Below are 13,992 nucleotides of genomic sequence, written 5' to 3'. Positions count from 1 at the left end.
GAACAGCGCGCCGCCGATATTGCGGCCGCGCTCCGAATGACAGACTGAAAGAAGAAACCATGCCACAAATCGTTATCCTGCCGCACGCCAAGCTTTGCCCGGACGGCGCCGTCATCGAAGCACCGGCCGGCAAGTCCATCTGCGACATCCTGCTGGAAAACGACATCGACATCGAGCACGCCTGCGAAAAATCGTGCGCCTGCACTACGTGCCACGTGCTGGTGCGCGAAGGCATCGAATCCTTGAACGAAGCGACGGAACTGGAAGAAGACATGCTGGACAAGGCCTGGGGCCTGGAAGCCGTGTCGCGCCTGTCGTGCCAGTCCATCGTGGCCGAGGCCGACCTCGTCGTCGAAATCCCGAAATACACGATCAACCAGGTCAGCGAAGGCAGCCACTAACATGAAATGGTCCGACATACACGCGATCGCCGAGGCGCTGTTCGACGCGCATCCGGACATCGACCCGCTGACCGTGCGTTTCACCGACCTGCACAACTGGGTGGTGGAACTGGACGGCTTCGACGATGACCACACGCGCGGCGGCGAAAAAGTGCTCGAAGCGATACAGATGGCGTGGATCGATGAAGCGCGCTAAGGGCGCGGCAGCCGCCGCCACCGCAGCCGTTGCGCCGAAAGACGTCATCACGGCCGCCAGCAACATGCCCGAGATCAAGGATGGCCAGTCGGTCGCCTTGCTGCAGGAATTGCACATCCTGACGCGCGACGGCAAGATGAACCAGGACAGCCGCCGCAAGCTCAAGCAGGTGTACCACCTGACGCAATTCATCGAGCCGCTGCTGCGCGAAGTGCAGCTGGACCATCCCGGCGTGTCCTTGGTCGACCACGGCGCCGGCAAGTCCTACCTCGGTTTCATCCTGTACGACCTGTTCTTCAAGAATGGCAACGACGGTTCGCACATCTACGGCATCGAGACGCGCGAAGAGCTGGTGCAGCGCTCGCAAGAGCTGGCGAAGAAATTCAAGTTCCCCGGCATGTCGTTTTTGCCGCTGTCCGTGGCCGAATCGACGGAATCGACCTTGCTGCCGCAGCAGATCGACATCGTCACGGCCTTGCACGCGTGCAACACGGCCACCGACGATGCGATCCACTTCGCCCTGAAGAAAAAGGCGAAATTCATGGTGCTGGTGCCATGTTGCCAAGCGGAAGTCGCTTCCGTCTTGAAGAAGAACAAGGGCAAGAGCCTGGGCAAGAATGTCTTGACGGAATTGTGGCGCCACCCGCTGCACACGCGCGAGTTCGGCAGCCAGATCACCAACGTGCTGCGCTGTTTGCAGCTCGAAGCGCACGGCTACCAGGTCAGCGTGACGGAACTGGTGGGTTGGGAGCATTCGATGAAGAATGAACTGATCATCGCCAGCTACAAAAACCTGCCGCGCCAGCGCCCCACCGAGCGCCTGCAGGAAGTGCTGCAGACCCTGGGCCTGGAAGAGATGGGCCACCGCTTCTTTGCCGAGGAATTGGCCAAGGCCACGGCCTGATTGTTGGATTACGCGGCAAGCCGCTAATCCAACCTACCAAACCCTCCACCGCCGCGCAGCTCGGGTAGGTCGTGTAGGTCGGGTAGGTCGGGTAGGTCGGATTAGCGCAGCGTAATCCGACAATCAGCAGCGTAATCCGACAATCAGCAGCGTAATCCGACAATCAGCAGCGTAATCCGACAATCACCGGGCAATCAGCAACAACGTCAACAAGAGGGGAGGAGCGGGTCGGTTACAATACCGGCTTTCTCCTCCCTTGCTTTTTGCGCCTCCCCATGACCACACCACTCGAAATGCCCACCGTCCGCCTGGCCAAGCGCCTGTCTGAAGACGTGCCCTGTTCGCGCCGCGAGGCCGAGCTGTACATCGAGGGTGGCTGGGTCACGGTCGATGGCGTGCTGGTGGAGGAATCGGGCGCGCGCGTGGCCGACAACCAGACCGTGGTGCTGTTGCCGAACGCCACGCTGGAAGAAATGCCGCCCGTGACGATCTTGCTGCACAAGCCGGCCGGCATCAACGGCGGCGTGGGCGCGGAAGGCAAGCCAGCCCTCGGTTGCCTGCGTCCCGAAGAAATTTTCACGCCGGAAAATGTGGCGCCCAGCTCCGTCACGCGCTTCCTGAAACGCCATTTGATCGGCCTGAGCATCACCAATCCGCTCGAGACCATGGCGTCCGGCCTGCTGGTGTTTACGCAGGATTTCCGCGTGGCGCGCAAGCTGGTCGATGAAGCGAAAACGGTGGAGCAGGAATTCATCGTGGAAGTGGCGGGCGATATCGCCGAAAATGGCCTGGCGCTGCTCAATCACGGCCTGCCCTTCAATGGCAAGCCTTTGCCGCCGATCAAGGTCAGCTGGCAGAACGAGACGCGCTTGCGTTTCGCCCTGAAAAACGTGCAGCCGGGCCAGATCGCCCACATGTGCAAGATGGTGGGCCTGGACGTCGTCAGCATGAAGCGCTTGCGCATCGGCCGCATCCCGATGGGCGCCATGCCGTCAGGCCAATGGCGCTACCTGCAAGGCTACGAGCGGTTCTAAAGCTGCGGCGCCACGATGGCGTGGCTTTCCGCAAAGCTTTTCCATAGCCGTTCGGCAATATTCAAGGCGATGGCATCGGCCTTTTCCTGCAGGGCCGGGTTGCCCATGCCCTCGGTCGTGGCGAAGAACAGGGTCAGCCAGCGGCGGAACATGCATGGCGTCAGGTTTTCCATGTTCGCATGCTGCGCCAGCGGCTTGCCGTGGTAGCGCATGGTGCCGCGCAGCAAGCCTGACCAGAAATCGACCAGGGTCGCCAGGTGGGCGTCCCAATCCTTGACCTCGGCGGCAAAGATGGGGCCGAGCATGGCGTCGTCGCGCGCGGCCGCGTAAAAGGTGTGCACGAGCTGCTTGACGTCGTCTTCGCTGCAGACTTCCGCGCGGTATTTGGCGAAGCGCGTATGGGGGAGGGGGGCTGTATTATTCATGGCACGCCATGATCGCAGAGCCCCTGCGGCGCATCAATGACCCAGGTCAAGCCGCGTCAAAACTCAGGCGGCGGCCTTCCTGGATTTCTTCGCCGGCGCCGGCAATTGCACGATCTGCGTGCCCAGCAGCTTGTCGTGCAGGAACTGGCGATTGCCAGTGAACAGGGCCGTGGCCGACCAGGCGAGGACGCCCGCGCCGATGGCGCCCAGCGCTGCCCAGTGTTGCAAGTCCAGCGCATACGACAGCAGCAGGGCCGGCAGCAGCCACATCCATGCCAGGATGTAGCGGCAGGCGGCCACGCGCAGCGGCACGTGGGCGTGGCCGGGCAGCACGACTTTCAGGCGCCACGTCTTCATGGCCAGGGTCTGGCCTTCGCGGCTCCACTGGTGGATGAAATACGCACCCATGACGAGGAAGGCCAGGCACTGGCGCATGTGCTCCGTCAGCGGCGTGTGCGCGCCCTGCACGGCCAGTTCGAACAGCAGGAAGGGTAAAAAGAGCACGGCCAGGGCCAGCAGCGACTCGTACACCATGGAGATCAGGCGGCGCTTGATTGTCGGGAGGGAGGTGTTGCTGGTGGCGGGCGTGCTATTTGACATTGTTTGCTGGGGTGGTGACAGGCGGCGTGGGTGGCGTGACGGGCACGGCGTTTGGCAGCGCGGTGGCGCCAGGCGCTGGCGCCGGCACCGCAGCTGGCGCCGCCGCGGACGGCACGGCCGGTGCCAGCGGGCTGGTGGCCGCCGGCGCTGGCAGCGCGCTGGCCGCTGGCGTGGCGGGAGCCATGATCACGGCCGGCTTGGCCGAGTTCGCATTAATCGCCGGCACCTTGCCCAGCGGTTTTTTCGGCACGGGCTCGGCGGCCAGTTTTTTCTTTTGATCTTCCGGCAGCTGCTGGTATTGTTCCCATTGCGCCGATTTCTGGCCGGGGTCGATTTTCTTGGTGCGCGTATAGTTTTCGCGCACCATGCGGCGTTGCTCTGGCGTCAGCTTGATCCATTCGCGCATGCGCTCATGCACGCGCGCCTGTTCATCCGCTTTCATCGAGGCGTAGCGGTTGGCGATATCGAGCCATTTCTGCTTGCGCAGCGCCTCGAGCGTGTTCCATTCGCCGGCCAGGGGCAGCAAGGCTTCCTGCTGCGCGCGCGAGAGTTTATTCCACTGCAATTTGTCCGTATTTTGCGGCGCGCCAGCCTTGTTGCCGGCGTGGGGGGCAGGGGGCCGGGCGGCGGGCTCGCCCGCCTTGGCCGCAGGCGCGGCCGCTGGTGGCGCCGCGTGCTGCTGGGCACCCACCCAGGATGCGCCAGCCACGGCGCAGGCGCCCAGGCCGATGCCGGCGGCCAGCCAGCCGTTGCGTACGCTTGAGCGTGCCATGCTTATTGCTCGCGTTTCGTCAGGTAGGCATTGAAGCCATGGTCCATATAGGCCGACAGCGGCAGTTCATCCGACAGCACGGCGGCATCGATTTCGGCCAGTTCGGCAACATGTTGTTCTTGCTCAAACTGGTAGATGCCCACCAGGCCGCCCACCAGCAGCAGCAGGGGCAGGATGACGCTCATGCGGCCCAGCCACGACAGCGGCTCGACGAACAGGCTGCTGGCGATGCCGGCGAACACGTCCTTGCGCACGGCGACGGCCGCAGGCGCGTCGGCCTTCTTGCGCGCCAGGGCCAGCTTGCGTGCCGCTGCCAGGCGATCGGTGGTCGATGCGGGCAGGTCGTCGAGTTTTTCGTTCAGTGCATGGCGCACTTTGTAAGCGAAATTGAGATCGTCGGTGTTCATAGTTTTATTCCCTTGGCTTTCAGCGATTCGGCGAGCGTGTGGGTAGCTCTAGAGCAATGTGTTTTCACGCTGCCTTCGGAGCAACCCATCGCTTCCGCTGTTTCAGCCACATCCATGTCCTGCCAATAACGCATGAGGAAGGCTTCGCGTTGACGTGCCGGCAGTTTTTGTACCTCTTCATCAATCAAATCAAGGATTTGCGCGCGTTCGACCTGATCGGCCGAAGATTCTGCGGCGCTCGAGCCCTGTTCCGATTCATACGTGTCAAGTATATCAAAATCTTCATGCTCGTCGCCCGATGGCTTCATGCCTGAAAACAGGCTGACCCAGGTGTTGCGCACCTTTTCGCGGCGGAAATAGTCAAGTATGGTGTTCTGCAAGATGCGCTGGAACAGCATCGGCAGTTCGGCGGCTGGCTTGTCGCCATATTTCTCGGCCAGCTTGATCATCGCATCCTGCACGATATCGAGCGCCGATTCATCCTTGCGGACCGCGTAGGCGGCCTGCTTGAAAGCGCGCCGCTCGACATTTTCTAGAAAGTCGGATAATTCTTTGTCTGTTGCCATGCGGTAGGGGGCGAACTAGCGGCTGTGTGTGCTGTGGGCTGAAGGGAGGCGGGACTGCTTTTTGCAAACTGAGCGCATGCTAGCAAAAAATGTGCGTTTCCGCATGGTTTTTGCATGCGGAGTGAGCAAAAAGGTACTTTGGCCGACATTTTCCTTGACCATAATGGTGCGACGCGATAACGTATGGGACGCTTTGAACACCCCAAAGCCCTATGGTCAGGTCGCGACCGGCACACAAGGCCATCCGCGGCAAGACGCGCTTTCATTTGTAGGCAGTTTGTTCTAACCCGCGCCACAAGCGCGAGCGGTTCGTACAGGCGCCACAGAAACTCCGGCCAAACGAGTTGCGTTAAGCGTTGTTTTGTAAGGTATCTATGGGTGCCCAAAGAAATTGCGTGACCGCATGAAAAGGGAAGCAGGAGCACTGTCGCGCACAGCGAACTTCGTCAGGAAAGAACATCCGATCAATCTCCAATGGACCTTGAAAGGAATGTTTCATGAATACCGAAGCAAAAGGACCTGCAACAGGTTCCGCAACAGGACCGATCACGGGCGCAGAAATTGTCGTGCGCTGTCTGGCTGAAGAGGGCGTCGAGCACGTCTTTGGATATCCGGGCGGAGCCGTACTTTACATCTACGACGCCATCTTCCAGCAAAACAAATTCCAGCATATCCTGGTACGCCACGAGCAGGCCGCGATCCACGCCGCCGATGCCTATTCGCGCAGCTCGAACAAGGTCGGTGTCGCCATCGTCACGTCGGGTCCCGGCGTCACGAATGCCGTCACGGGCCTGTCGACCGCCTATATGGACTCGATTCCCATGGTGGTGATCTCCGGCCAGGTGCCGAGCCACGCCATCGGCCAGGATGCGTTCCAGGAATGCGACACGGTCGGCATCACGCGCCCCGTCGTCAAGCACAACTTCCTCGTCAAGGATGTCAAGGACCTGGCGGCGACGATCAAGAAAGCCTTCTTCATCGCCCGTACCGGCCGTCCGGGACCCGTGCTGGTCGATATCCCCAAGGATATCAGCATGCACAAATGCCATTTCGACTATCCGAAGGAAGTCGAGATGCGTTCCTACCGTCCCGTCGACAAGGGCCATTCGGGCCAGATCCGCAAGGCCGTGCAGCTGCTGCTGCAAGCCGAACGCCCGATGATCTACACGGGCGGCGGCGTGATCCTGGCGCATGCGGCTCCCGAGCTCAACAAGCTGGTCGACCGCCTGGGTTTCCCGTGCACCAACACCTTGATGGGCCTGGGCGGCTACCGCGCCTCGAGCGAGCAGTATGTCGGCATGCCCGGCATGCACGGCACCTATGAAGCGAACATGGCGATGCAGAACTGCGACGTGCTGATCGCCATCGGCGCCCGTTTCGACGACCGCGTGATCGGCAACCCCAAGCATTTCGCCTCGCATCCGCGCAAGATCATTCACGTGGACATCGATCCATCGTCGATTTCCAAGCGCGTCAAGGTCGATATCCCCATCGTCGGCAACGTCAAGGACGTGCTGATCGAGTTCCTCGCGCAACTGGACGCGGCCGAAGCCAAGCCGAACGTCAATGCCCTGAGCAACTGGTGGAAGCAGATCGCCGAATGGCGTGGCCGCGAATGCCTGAAATATCCAACGTCCGACCTGGTCATCAAGCCGCAATCGGTGGTCGAGAAAGTGTTCCAGATCACCAAGGGCGATGCCTTCATCACGTCCGACGTGGGCCAGCACCAGATGTGGGCCGCACAATATTATGGCTTCGACAAGCCGCGCCGCTGGATCAATTCCGGCGGCCTGGGCACCATGGGCGTCGGCTTGCCGTACGCCATGGGCGTGCAGATGGCCAATCCGGACGCCACCGTGGCCTGCATCACGGGCGAAGGCTCGATCCAGATGTGCATCCAGGAGCTCGCCACGTGCAAGCAGTATCACCTGACGCCGAAGATCATCATGCTCAACAACCGTTTCCTCGGCATGGTGCGCCAGTGGCAGGAAATCGATTACGGTTCGCGCTATTCCGAGTCGTACATGGATTCGCTGCCCGACTTCGAGAAGCTGGCCGAAGCGTATGGCCACGTGGGCATGAAAATTGAAAAACCGGGCGACGTCGACGGCGCCCTGAAAGAGGCGTTTGGCATGAAAGACAGGCTGGTATTCATGAACTTCATTACCGACCAGTCCGAAAACGTGTGGCCGATGGTGAAAGCCGGCAAGGGCCTGTCCGAAATGATGCTCGGCTCGGAGGATCTCTAATCATGCGCCATATTATTTCTGTCTTGCTGGAAAACGAAGCGGGCGCCCTGTCGCGCGTGGTGGGCCTGTTCTCGGCACGCGGCTACAACATCGAAACCTTGACCGTGGCGCCGACGGAAGACTCGACCCTGTCGCGCATGACCATCGTCACCAGCGGCTCGGACGATATCATCGAGCAGATCACCAAGCACCTGAACCGCCTCATCGAGGTGGTCAAGGTGGTGGACCTGACCGAAGGCCAGCATATCGAACGCGAGTTGATGCTGATCAAGGTCCGTGCCGTGGGCAAGGAGCGCGAGGAAATGAAGCGCACCGCCGACATCTTCCGTGGCCGCATCATCGATGTCACTGAAAAGACGTACACGATCGAACTCACTGGCAACAAGGTCAAGCTTGACGCCTTCATCGATTCGATCGACCGCGCCTCGATCCTGGAAACCGTCCGCACGGGCGGCTCCGGCATCGGCCGCGGCGAACGCATCCTCAAAGTATAAGAATAGTTGCAGTACGCGGCCACGGCCGCACCCCCATACAACGCATCATCAAATATATAGGAAATACCATGAAAGTTTTTTACGACAAAGACGCTGACCTCTCCTTGATCAAAGGCAAAAACGTTGCCATCATCGGCTACGGTTCGCAAGGCCATGCGCACGCGCAAAACCTGAACGATTCGGGCGTCAACGTCACCGTCGGCCTGCGCAAGGGCGGCGCTTCGTGGACCAAGGTCGAGCAAGCTGGCCTGAAAGTAGCGGAAGTCAACGACGCCGTGAAAGCGGCCGACGTCATCATGATCTTGCTGCCGGATGAAAACATCGCCCAGGTCTACAACGAAAACATCGCCCCGTTCGCCAAGCAGGGCGCCGTGCTGGCCTTCGCCCACGGCTTCAACGTGCATTATGGCCAAGTCGTGCCACGCGCCGACCTGGACGTTATCATGGTCGCGCCGAAAGCCCCGGGCCACACCGTGCGCGCCACCTACACCCAGGGTGGCGGCGTGCCCCACCTGATCGCCGTGTACCAGGACAAATCGGGCATCGCCCGCGATATCGCCCTGTCGTACGCCTCGGCCAACGGCGGCGGCCGTGCCGGCATCATCGAAACGAATTTCCGTGAAGAAACCGAAACCGATTTGTTCGGCGAACAGGCCGTGCTGTGCGGCGGCGCCGTGGAACTGATCAAGGCCGGCTTCGAAACCCTGACGGAAGCGGGCTACGCGCCGGAAATGGCCTACTTCGAGTGCTTGCACGAACTGAAGCTGATCGTCGACCTGATCTATGAAGGCGGCATCGCCAACATGAACTACTCGATCTCGAACAACGCCGAATACGGCGAATACGTGACCGGCCCTAAAGTCGTCACCTCGGCCACCAAGGATGCGATGCGTCAATGCCTGAAAGACATTCAAACGGGCGAATACGCGAAGAGCTTCATCCTGGAAAACAAGGCCGGCGCACCGACCCTGATTTCGCGCCGCCGCCTGACGTCCGAGCACCAGATCGAAGAAGTGGGCGCCAAGCTGCGCGCCATGATGCCTTGGATCGCCAAGAACAAGATGGTTGACCAGTCGAAGAACTAAGCATTTATTAGTCATTCGCAATGAAAAGCCGGCGCAAGCCGGCTTTTTTCTGCGCAGGCGTTTGGCCGCCAACATCCGTTACAATCAGGCCCAATCAACCATACCGTCAGCACCATGCTTGTTTTTTCTAAAGTTCTTGTCGGCAATCTTCATGTGCTCAAGCGTCCCGTTTCGGTTGCCCTCAGCTGCTGGTTTCTGATCCTCGGCTCGCTGTCATCGCTGGCCTCGGCATACCTCGGCCGCAACGATCCCGCCATGCTGGCCGCGATGGCGCACGGCGCGATTCCCGTCGAGGTGCAATACGCGATGATGTTCTTCAGCCTGGGCCTTTCCCTGGTGACGGCGCTGGCCATGCTGCAAAGGCAGCGTGGCGCGCGCACCGTGTATCTGGTATGGGGCGTGATCGACATTGCATTCTGCCTGGCGACCTTGCCTGTGAAGATGAACGTCTTGCCTGGCGCGCTGATGTTCGCCGTCACCTGTGCCTTCCTGTTCAGTCCGAAATCGAATGCCTGGTTTTCGGCACGCAAGGCGGCCAATGATGCCTGCATGACCCCGGCTTGAGCACGGCTGTTTGAACGCGGCTTTCTTCGCGCGCACGCTTTTGGTGCATTTGCGCTACAATTCCGCCCTTCCTTTGCAGTTTCCTGTGGACTGCATCTGTTTCGGTATCTGCCGACCGCAACGCGCATCACCGCTTTTGTAGCACGCCAGACGCTCGCTGATTGGCCGTCTGCGCAATCTGAAGGACCCCTATGACTGACCGTATCACCGCCACGACGCCCCCGCGGGCTGCCGTTGACTCTTCCATTCCCATCCTGGCCTTGCTGGCCCTGGCCATGACGGCGTTTCTTGCCCTCCTGTCGGAAACCTTGCCCGCCGGCTTGCTGCCGCAGATTGCCCGCGACCTGAATATTTCCGAAGTCATGACGGGCCAGCTGGTCACCGTCTACGCCATCGGCTCCATATTGACGGCCATCCCCCTGACGGCGCTGACAAGCACCTGGCGCCGGCGCAATGTCTTGCTGCTGGCCATCATCGGCTTTCTGATCTTCAATACGGCCACGGCCCTGGCGCCCAACTATATCGTCGCCCTGGTCGCGCGCTTCGTCACCGGCATGGCCGCCGGCCTGGCCTGGGGCTTGATGGCCGGCTACGCGCGCCGCATGGTGTCCGTCGAGCAGCAGGGCAGGGCGATGGCCATCGCCATGATCGGTACACCGTTGGCCCTGTCGCTGGGCGTGCCGCTGGGCACCCTGATGGGCGGCGTGCTGGGCTGGCGCAGCATCTTTGGCATCATGTCCGGCCTGGCCGTGGTGCTGGTCGCGTGGGTGTTGCTGGCCGTGCCCGATTATCCGGGGCAAAAGCAGGGCGAACGCCTGAGCATCCGGCAAGTATTCATGACGCCGGGCGTGCGGCCCATCCTGGCCGTGATCGTCGCCTGGATGCTCGCGCATAACATTTTATATACGTATATCGCACCGTTCCTGGCGCCGTCCGGCCTGCGCCCCCGCGTCGACCTGGTGCTGCTCGTGTATGGCGTGGGCTCCTTGGCCGGCATCTGGCTGGTCAGCCGGCTGATCGACCGCTGGCTGCGCCCGCTCGTGCTGGGCTGCATCGCCGCCTTTGCCCTCGTGATGGTGGCACTGGGCCTGGCGATGGACTCCCAAGTCGTGATCTATGTCAGCATGGCCATCTGGGGCATCACCTTTGGCGGCGCGGGCACCCTGCTGCAGACGGCGTCGGCGGACGCGGCCGGCGACGGCATGGATGTGGCGCAGGCGATGGTGGCGACCATCTGGAACGTGGCCATCGCGGGCGGCGGCCTGGCGGGCGGCATGCTGCTCGACGGCTATGGCGCGGCCTCGTTCCCGTGGGCCATGCTGGCCTTGCTGCTGGTGGCATTGACTATCGCCTGGCGCGCCCACCGCCACAGTTTCAAGCCGGGCCGGCGCAGCGGCGGCGCGGTGCTGGGCCATTAATAACATTGTTATTTTCAATAGCAGTGTATTGAAATGTGAGCAGATGTGACTGGAAAGCGCATTTTGTGACGATTTGTTAATTTGCGCCACAGGAATGAACGAGGCGTTAGAATCTACACAGTTTGACAAGTTTCTCAGGCGAAAGAGGTGGCAAAAGCACCCCTTTCGCGGGCTGTCAGCCATATTAACTACCTAGGAGTACCCCATGACCGTGATGAAATCCGTCCTTGTTGCCGCCGCAGCCACCGTTGCCCTGAGCGCGCAAGCCCAATCTTTGCCGACCAACGGCACCCTGGTGGTCGTACCCGCATTCGGCGAAGTCAAGCATGTCAACGACCAGGTGGTTGCCACCCTGGCCATCGAAGAGCAGGACAAGGACAAGGCCGCCGCGGCCTCGCGCGTGAACCAGAAGATGAACAAGGGCATCGCCATCGTCAAGCAGGCCGACCCTTCCGCCGCCCTGAAATCGTATGGCTACTACACCTATCCCGTGTATCCGGAAGAGCGCCCATTGCCGGCCGGCGCCGTGGCCAAGCCGCGTTTGCCGACGGCCTGGCGCGTGGGCCAGTACCTGGAAGTGACGACGGCCAACCTGGCGACTTTGCCAAAAACAGTGTCGGCGGCGCAAGGCGTGCTGACCCTGAATGGCTTGAATTTCGGCCTGAAGCCGGAAACCATCCGCAAGCTCGACGATGAGCGCATCGCCGCCACGTACAAGAACCTGAACGAGCGCGTGGCCGCCATCGCCCGCGCCATGGGCCGCAACGTCTCCGACGCCGTGCTCGATACGGTGGACTTCGAAGGTTCCGGCAATTACGCCACCGAAAGCCGTCCCGCCGCCGCGCCGATGATGATGCGCAGCGCCAAGATGGCCGAAGACAGCGTCGTTGCCGAACCGAGCTTCGAGCCGGGCGAAACCACGCTCGACATGCGCGTCGTCGGCAAGGTCAAGTTCAAGTAAATCCAAGTAAGCTCGCCGGCGTGAAAATATTTCCGCGTTAGCATGTTTTAAAACAATCATGGGGCTGCTGGCCCCATGGTCGTTTTTGCCCCATTATTTTTCAGGAGAACACCATGACCGTCATGAAATCGCTGTTGGCCGCTGCCGCCGCTACCGTTGCCCTGGGCGCACACGCCCAGACCTTGCCCACCGCCGGCACCCTCGTGGTGGTGCCCGCGAATGGCGAGGTGGTGCATGCGAACGACCAGGTGACCGTCACCCTGGCCATCGAAGAGCAGGACAAGGACAAGGCCGCCGCCGCCTCGCGCGTGAACCAGAAGATGAACCAGGGCGCGGCCATCGTCAAGAAAGCCGACCCGCAAGCCGTGCTGAAGACCCAGGGCTACTACACGTATGCCGTGTACCCGGAAACGGCGCCCCTGCCGCCAGGAGCCATCGCCAAGGCCCGCGTGCCGACCGGCTGGCGCGTAGGCCAGTACCTGCAGGTAACGACGACCAACCTGGCCGCCTTGCCGAAAACCGTTTCCGCCGCGCAAGGCGTGCTGACCCTGAACCGCCTGAACTTCGGCCTGGCGCCCGCCACCATCCGCAAGCTCGACGACCAGCGCATCGCCGCCGCCTACAAGAATCTCAATGAGCGCGTGGCCGCCATCGCCGGCGCCATGGGCCGCAACGTCAATGACGCCGTGATCGACACCATCGATTTCGAAGGTTCGGGCAACTATGCGCAGCGCGCCAACCTGGCCGGCGCGCGCGCCATGAGCGCCGATGCGGCCGGATATGGCGGCAGCCAGGTGGCCGAGCCGAGCTTCGAGCCGGGCGAAACCACCTTGAACATGGGGCTGGTTGCCAAAATCAAGTTCAAGTGATCATGTGAATGGCCGTCAATCTTGCCAAGCTTGCTCCATCGCACTTTTCTTTAGCGGCGGCTCCTCTATAATGGCAAGATCGGCGCGCGCATGGTGTAATGGCCGTGCGCGCGCCACCTGGCACCGATTACCCGGCAGTACACAAGATATGGAACAACATGGCAAACTTCCCCCGTCGTAGAGGCAAGAACGGCACACCCGCAGCATCCAAAGCTTCCCGCTTCAGCAAATTCGTGCGCCAGCCGGTGGCCGATGGCACGGGCAAGAAAACCTTGCGCCGCCGCGGTATCTATCTGTTGCCGAACGCCTTCACGACGGCGGCCCTGTTTTGCGGCTTCTATGCCATCGTCATGGCCATGAACCAGAAATTCGAACACGCGGCCTGGGCCATCTTCATCGCCATGATCCTCGATGGCCTCGACGGCCGCATCGCGCGCCTGACGAATACGCAAAGCGAGTTCGGCGCCCAGTACGACAGCCTGTCCGACATGGTGTCGTTCGGCGCCGCGCCGGCGCTGGTGATCTACGAATGGTCGCTGCGCGGCATGGGCAAGCTGGGCTGGCTGGCCGCCTTCGTGTATTGCGCCGGCGCCGCCCTGCGCCTGGCCCGTTTCAACACGAATATCGCCGTGGTCGACAAGCGCTTCTTCCAGGGCTTGCCCAGCCCTGCCGCCGCCGCCATGGTGGCCGGCTTCATCCTGCTGATGAACGACCTGGAATTTGCCGGCAACCAGCTGGCCTGGGTCTCGTGGACGATCGCCCTGTTCGCCGGCTTGACGATGGTCACCAACGTGCCGTTCTACAGCTTCAAGGATGTGAATTTCCGCAAGTCCGTGCCTTTCATCGTCGTCTTCCTGCTGGCACTGTTCTTCGCGCTCATTTCCATCGACCCGCCGAAAGTGCTGTTTCCCATCTTTGTCGCCTATGGCCTGTCGGGCTATGCCGTGTTTTTCTGGCGCATGGCGAAGGGAAAGCCTGTTAGCATAGTCCAGACGGACCCGGAGCACTGACAGCGGCCTGGGTCGGCAGCCACTTCTTTCCCTCAGC

The 13,992-nt window shown here is 61.3% G+C and carries 17 protein-coding genes; 12 read left to right on the top strand and 5 right to left on the bottom strand.

Annotated features, from left to right (window positions below):
• Positions 1-59 precede the first annotated feature (59 nt).
• From fdx to AC3RCJ_RS21300, 4 genes are all read left to right on the top strand, one after another.
• Positions 60-401 carry an ISC system 2Fe-2S type ferredoxin gene (gene fdx, locus AC3RCJ_RS21315; RefSeq protein WP_034750070.1) on the top strand — a complete coding sequence of 114 codons (342 nt, stop codon included), beginning with the start codon at positions 60-62 and terminating at the stop codon, positions 399-401.
• A gap of 1 nt (position 402) precedes the next feature.
• Positions 403-597, top strand: a complete 195-nt coding sequence (iscX, locus tag AC3RCJ_RS21310) for a Fe-S cluster assembly protein IscX (RefSeq protein WP_070288776.1) — start codon at positions 403-405, stop codon at positions 595-597.
• Positions 584-1,501 (top strand): class I SAM-dependent methyltransferase, encoded by a 918-nt coding sequence (locus AC3RCJ_RS21305; RefSeq protein ID WP_492964396.1) that lies wholly within the window; start codon positions 584-586, stop codon positions 1,499-1,501. The genes iscX and AC3RCJ_RS21305 overlap by 14 nt, the downstream gene beginning before the upstream one ends.
• Positions 1,502-1,776: 275 nt before the next feature.
• Positions 1,777-2,535 (top strand): rRNA pseudouridine synthase, encoded by a 759-nt coding sequence (locus AC3RCJ_RS21300; RefSeq protein WP_492964395.1) that lies wholly within the window; start codon positions 1,777-1,779, stop codon positions 2,533-2,535.
• Here the strand turns inward: AC3RCJ_RS21300 and AC3RCJ_RS21295 are convergent.
• From AC3RCJ_RS21295 to AC3RCJ_RS21275, 5 genes are all read right to left on the bottom strand, one after another.
• Positions 2,532-2,960: a group III truncated hemoglobin gene (locus tag AC3RCJ_RS21295; protein WP_492964394.1), complete on the bottom strand. Its 429-nt coding sequence runs from the start codon at positions 2,958-2,960 to the stop codon at positions 2,532-2,534. The two genes, AC3RCJ_RS21300 and AC3RCJ_RS21295, sit on opposite strands and share 4 nt — an antisense overlap.
• 63 nt (positions 2,961-3,023) lie before the next feature.
• Positions 3,024-3,560 (bottom strand): RDD family protein, encoded by a 537-nt coding sequence (locus AC3RCJ_RS21290; RefSeq protein WP_492964393.1) that lies wholly within the window; start codon positions 3,558-3,560, stop codon positions 3,024-3,026.
• Positions 3,550-4,332: a DUF3106 domain-containing protein gene (locus AC3RCJ_RS21285; RefSeq protein ID WP_492965121.1), complete on the bottom strand. Its 783-nt coding sequence runs from the start codon at positions 4,330-4,332 to the stop codon at positions 3,550-3,552. Before AC3RCJ_RS21285 ends, AC3RCJ_RS21290 begins: the two co-directional genes overlap by 11 nt.
• 2 nt (positions 4,333-4,334) lie before the next feature.
• Complete coding sequence (locus tag AC3RCJ_RS21280) at positions 4,335-4,739, bottom strand: DUF3619 family protein (RefSeq protein WP_492964988.1); 405 nt, start codon at positions 4,737-4,739, stop codon at positions 4,335-4,337.
• Positions 4,736-5,305 carry an RNA polymerase sigma factor gene (locus AC3RCJ_RS21275; RefSeq protein ID WP_492964987.1) on the bottom strand — a complete coding sequence of 190 codons (570 nt, stop codon included), beginning with the start codon at positions 5,303-5,305 and terminating at the stop codon, positions 4,736-4,738. The genes AC3RCJ_RS21280 and AC3RCJ_RS21275 overlap by 4 nt, the downstream gene beginning before the upstream one ends.
• Positions 5,306-5,802: 497 nt before the next feature.
• Here AC3RCJ_RS21275 and AC3RCJ_RS21270 point away from each other — a divergent pair, with 497 nt between their 5' ends.
• The 8 genes from AC3RCJ_RS21270 to pssA all read left to right on the top strand — a co-directional run bounded on the left by AC3RCJ_RS21270 (position 5,803) and on the right by pssA (position 13,955).
• Complete coding sequence (locus AC3RCJ_RS21270; protein ID WP_492964986.1) at positions 5,803-7,554, top strand: acetolactate synthase 3 catalytic subunit; 1,752 nt, start codon at positions 5,803-5,805, stop codon at positions 7,552-7,554.
• Between the two features lie 2 nt (positions 7,555-7,556).
• A complete protein-coding gene (gene ilvN / locus AC3RCJ_RS21265) occupies positions 7,557-8,048 on the top strand; it encodes an acetolactate synthase small subunit (RefSeq protein ID WP_071076341.1) in 492 nt (163 codons plus the stop codon).
• Positions 8,049-8,116: 68 nt separating this feature from the next.
• Complete coding sequence (ilvC, locus tag AC3RCJ_RS21260; RefSeq protein ID WP_034750044.1) at positions 8,117-9,133, top strand: ketol-acid reductoisomerase; 1,017 nt, start codon at positions 8,117-8,119, stop codon at positions 9,131-9,133.
• Positions 9,134-9,286: 153 nt separating this feature from the next.
• Positions 9,287-9,697 carry a hypothetical protein gene (locus tag AC3RCJ_RS21255; protein WP_492964985.1) on the top strand — a complete coding sequence of 137 codons (411 nt, stop codon included), beginning with the start codon at positions 9,287-9,289 and terminating at the stop codon, positions 9,695-9,697.
• A 191-nt stretch (positions 9,698-9,888) separates the two neighbouring features.
• Positions 9,889-11,115 carry an MFS transporter gene (locus tag AC3RCJ_RS21250; RefSeq protein WP_492964984.1) on the top strand — a complete coding sequence of 409 codons (1,227 nt, stop codon included), beginning with the start codon at positions 9,889-9,891 and terminating at the stop codon, positions 11,113-11,115.
• A 205-nt stretch (positions 11,116-11,320) separates the two neighbouring features.
• Positions 11,321-12,076, top strand: coding sequence for an SIMPL domain-containing protein (locus AC3RCJ_RS21245; protein WP_492964983.1), 756 nt, complete (start codon positions 11,321-11,323; stop codon positions 12,074-12,076).
• 113 nt (positions 12,077-12,189) lie between these two features.
• Positions 12,190-12,945 (top strand): SIMPL domain-containing protein, encoded by a 756-nt coding sequence (locus tag AC3RCJ_RS21240; protein ID WP_492964982.1) that lies wholly within the window; start codon positions 12,190-12,192, stop codon positions 12,943-12,945.
• 158 nt (positions 12,946-13,103) lie between these two features.
• Complete coding sequence (gene pssA, locus AC3RCJ_RS21235; protein WP_492964981.1) at positions 13,104-13,955, top strand: CDP-diacylglycerol--serine O-phosphatidyltransferase; 852 nt, start codon at positions 13,104-13,106, stop codon at positions 13,953-13,955.
• Positions 13,956-13,992 lie beyond the last annotated feature (37 nt).

This window comes from Janthinobacterium sp. GW822-FHT07H11, assembly GCF_058798615.1.
Note: the sequence above shows the minus strand (reverse complement) of the source record. Positions and strands in the feature narration are given on the sequence as shown.

What these genes read in the sequence shown, in the direction of transcription:
- fdx (WP_034750070.1), top strand. Translation starts at nt 60, where the DNA reads ATGCCACAAATCGTTATCCTGCCGCACGCCAAGCTTTGCCCGGACGGC.
- iscX (WP_070288776.1), top strand. Translation starts at nt 403, where the DNA reads ATGAAATGGTCCGACATACACGCGATCGCCGAGGCGCTGTTCGACGCG.
- AC3RCJ_RS21305 (WP_492964396.1), top strand. Translation starts at nt 584, where the DNA reads ATGAAGCGCGCTAAGGGCGCGGCAGCCGCCGCCACCGCAGCCGTTGCG.
- AC3RCJ_RS21300 (WP_492964395.1), top strand. Translation starts at nt 1,777, where the DNA reads ATGACCACACCACTCGAAATGCCCACCGTCCGCCTGGCCAAGCGCCTG.
- AC3RCJ_RS21295 (WP_492964394.1), bottom strand. Translation starts at nt 2,960, where the DNA reads ATGAATAATACAGCCCCCCTCCCCCATACGCGCTTCGCCAAATACCGC.
- AC3RCJ_RS21290 (WP_492964393.1), bottom strand. Translation starts at nt 3,560, where the DNA reads ATGTCAAATAGCACGCCCGCCACCAGCAACACCTCCCTCCCGACAATC.
- AC3RCJ_RS21285 (WP_492965121.1), bottom strand. Translation starts at nt 4,332, where the DNA reads ATGGCACGCTCAAGCGTACGCAACGGCTGGCTGGCCGCCGGCATCGGC.
- AC3RCJ_RS21280 (WP_492964988.1), bottom strand. Translation starts at nt 4,739, where the DNA reads ATGAACACCGACGATCTCAATTTCGCTTACAAAGTGCGCCATGCACTG.
- AC3RCJ_RS21275 (WP_492964987.1), bottom strand. Translation starts at nt 5,305, where the DNA reads ATGGCAACAGACAAAGAATTATCCGACTTTCTAGAAAATGTCGAGCGG.
- AC3RCJ_RS21270 (WP_492964986.1), top strand. Translation starts at nt 5,803, where the DNA reads ATGAATACCGAAGCAAAAGGACCTGCAACAGGTTCCGCAACAGGACCG.
- ilvN (WP_071076341.1), top strand. Translation starts at nt 7,557, where the DNA reads ATGCGCCATATTATTTCTGTCTTGCTGGAAAACGAAGCGGGCGCCCTG.
- ilvC (WP_034750044.1), top strand. Translation starts at nt 8,117, where the DNA reads ATGAAAGTTTTTTACGACAAAGACGCTGACCTCTCCTTGATCAAAGGC.
- AC3RCJ_RS21250 (WP_492964984.1), top strand. Translation starts at nt 9,889, where the DNA reads ATGACTGACCGTATCACCGCCACGACGCCCCCGCGGGCTGCCGTTGAC.
- AC3RCJ_RS21245 (WP_492964983.1), top strand. Translation starts at nt 11,321, where the DNA reads ATGACCGTGATGAAATCCGTCCTTGTTGCCGCCGCAGCCACCGTTGCC.
- AC3RCJ_RS21240 (WP_492964982.1), top strand. Translation starts at nt 12,190, where the DNA reads ATGACCGTCATGAAATCGCTGTTGGCCGCTGCCGCCGCTACCGTTGCC.
- pssA (WP_492964981.1), top strand. Translation starts at nt 13,104, where the DNA reads ATGGCAAACTTCCCCCGTCGTAGAGGCAAGAACGGCACACCCGCAGCA.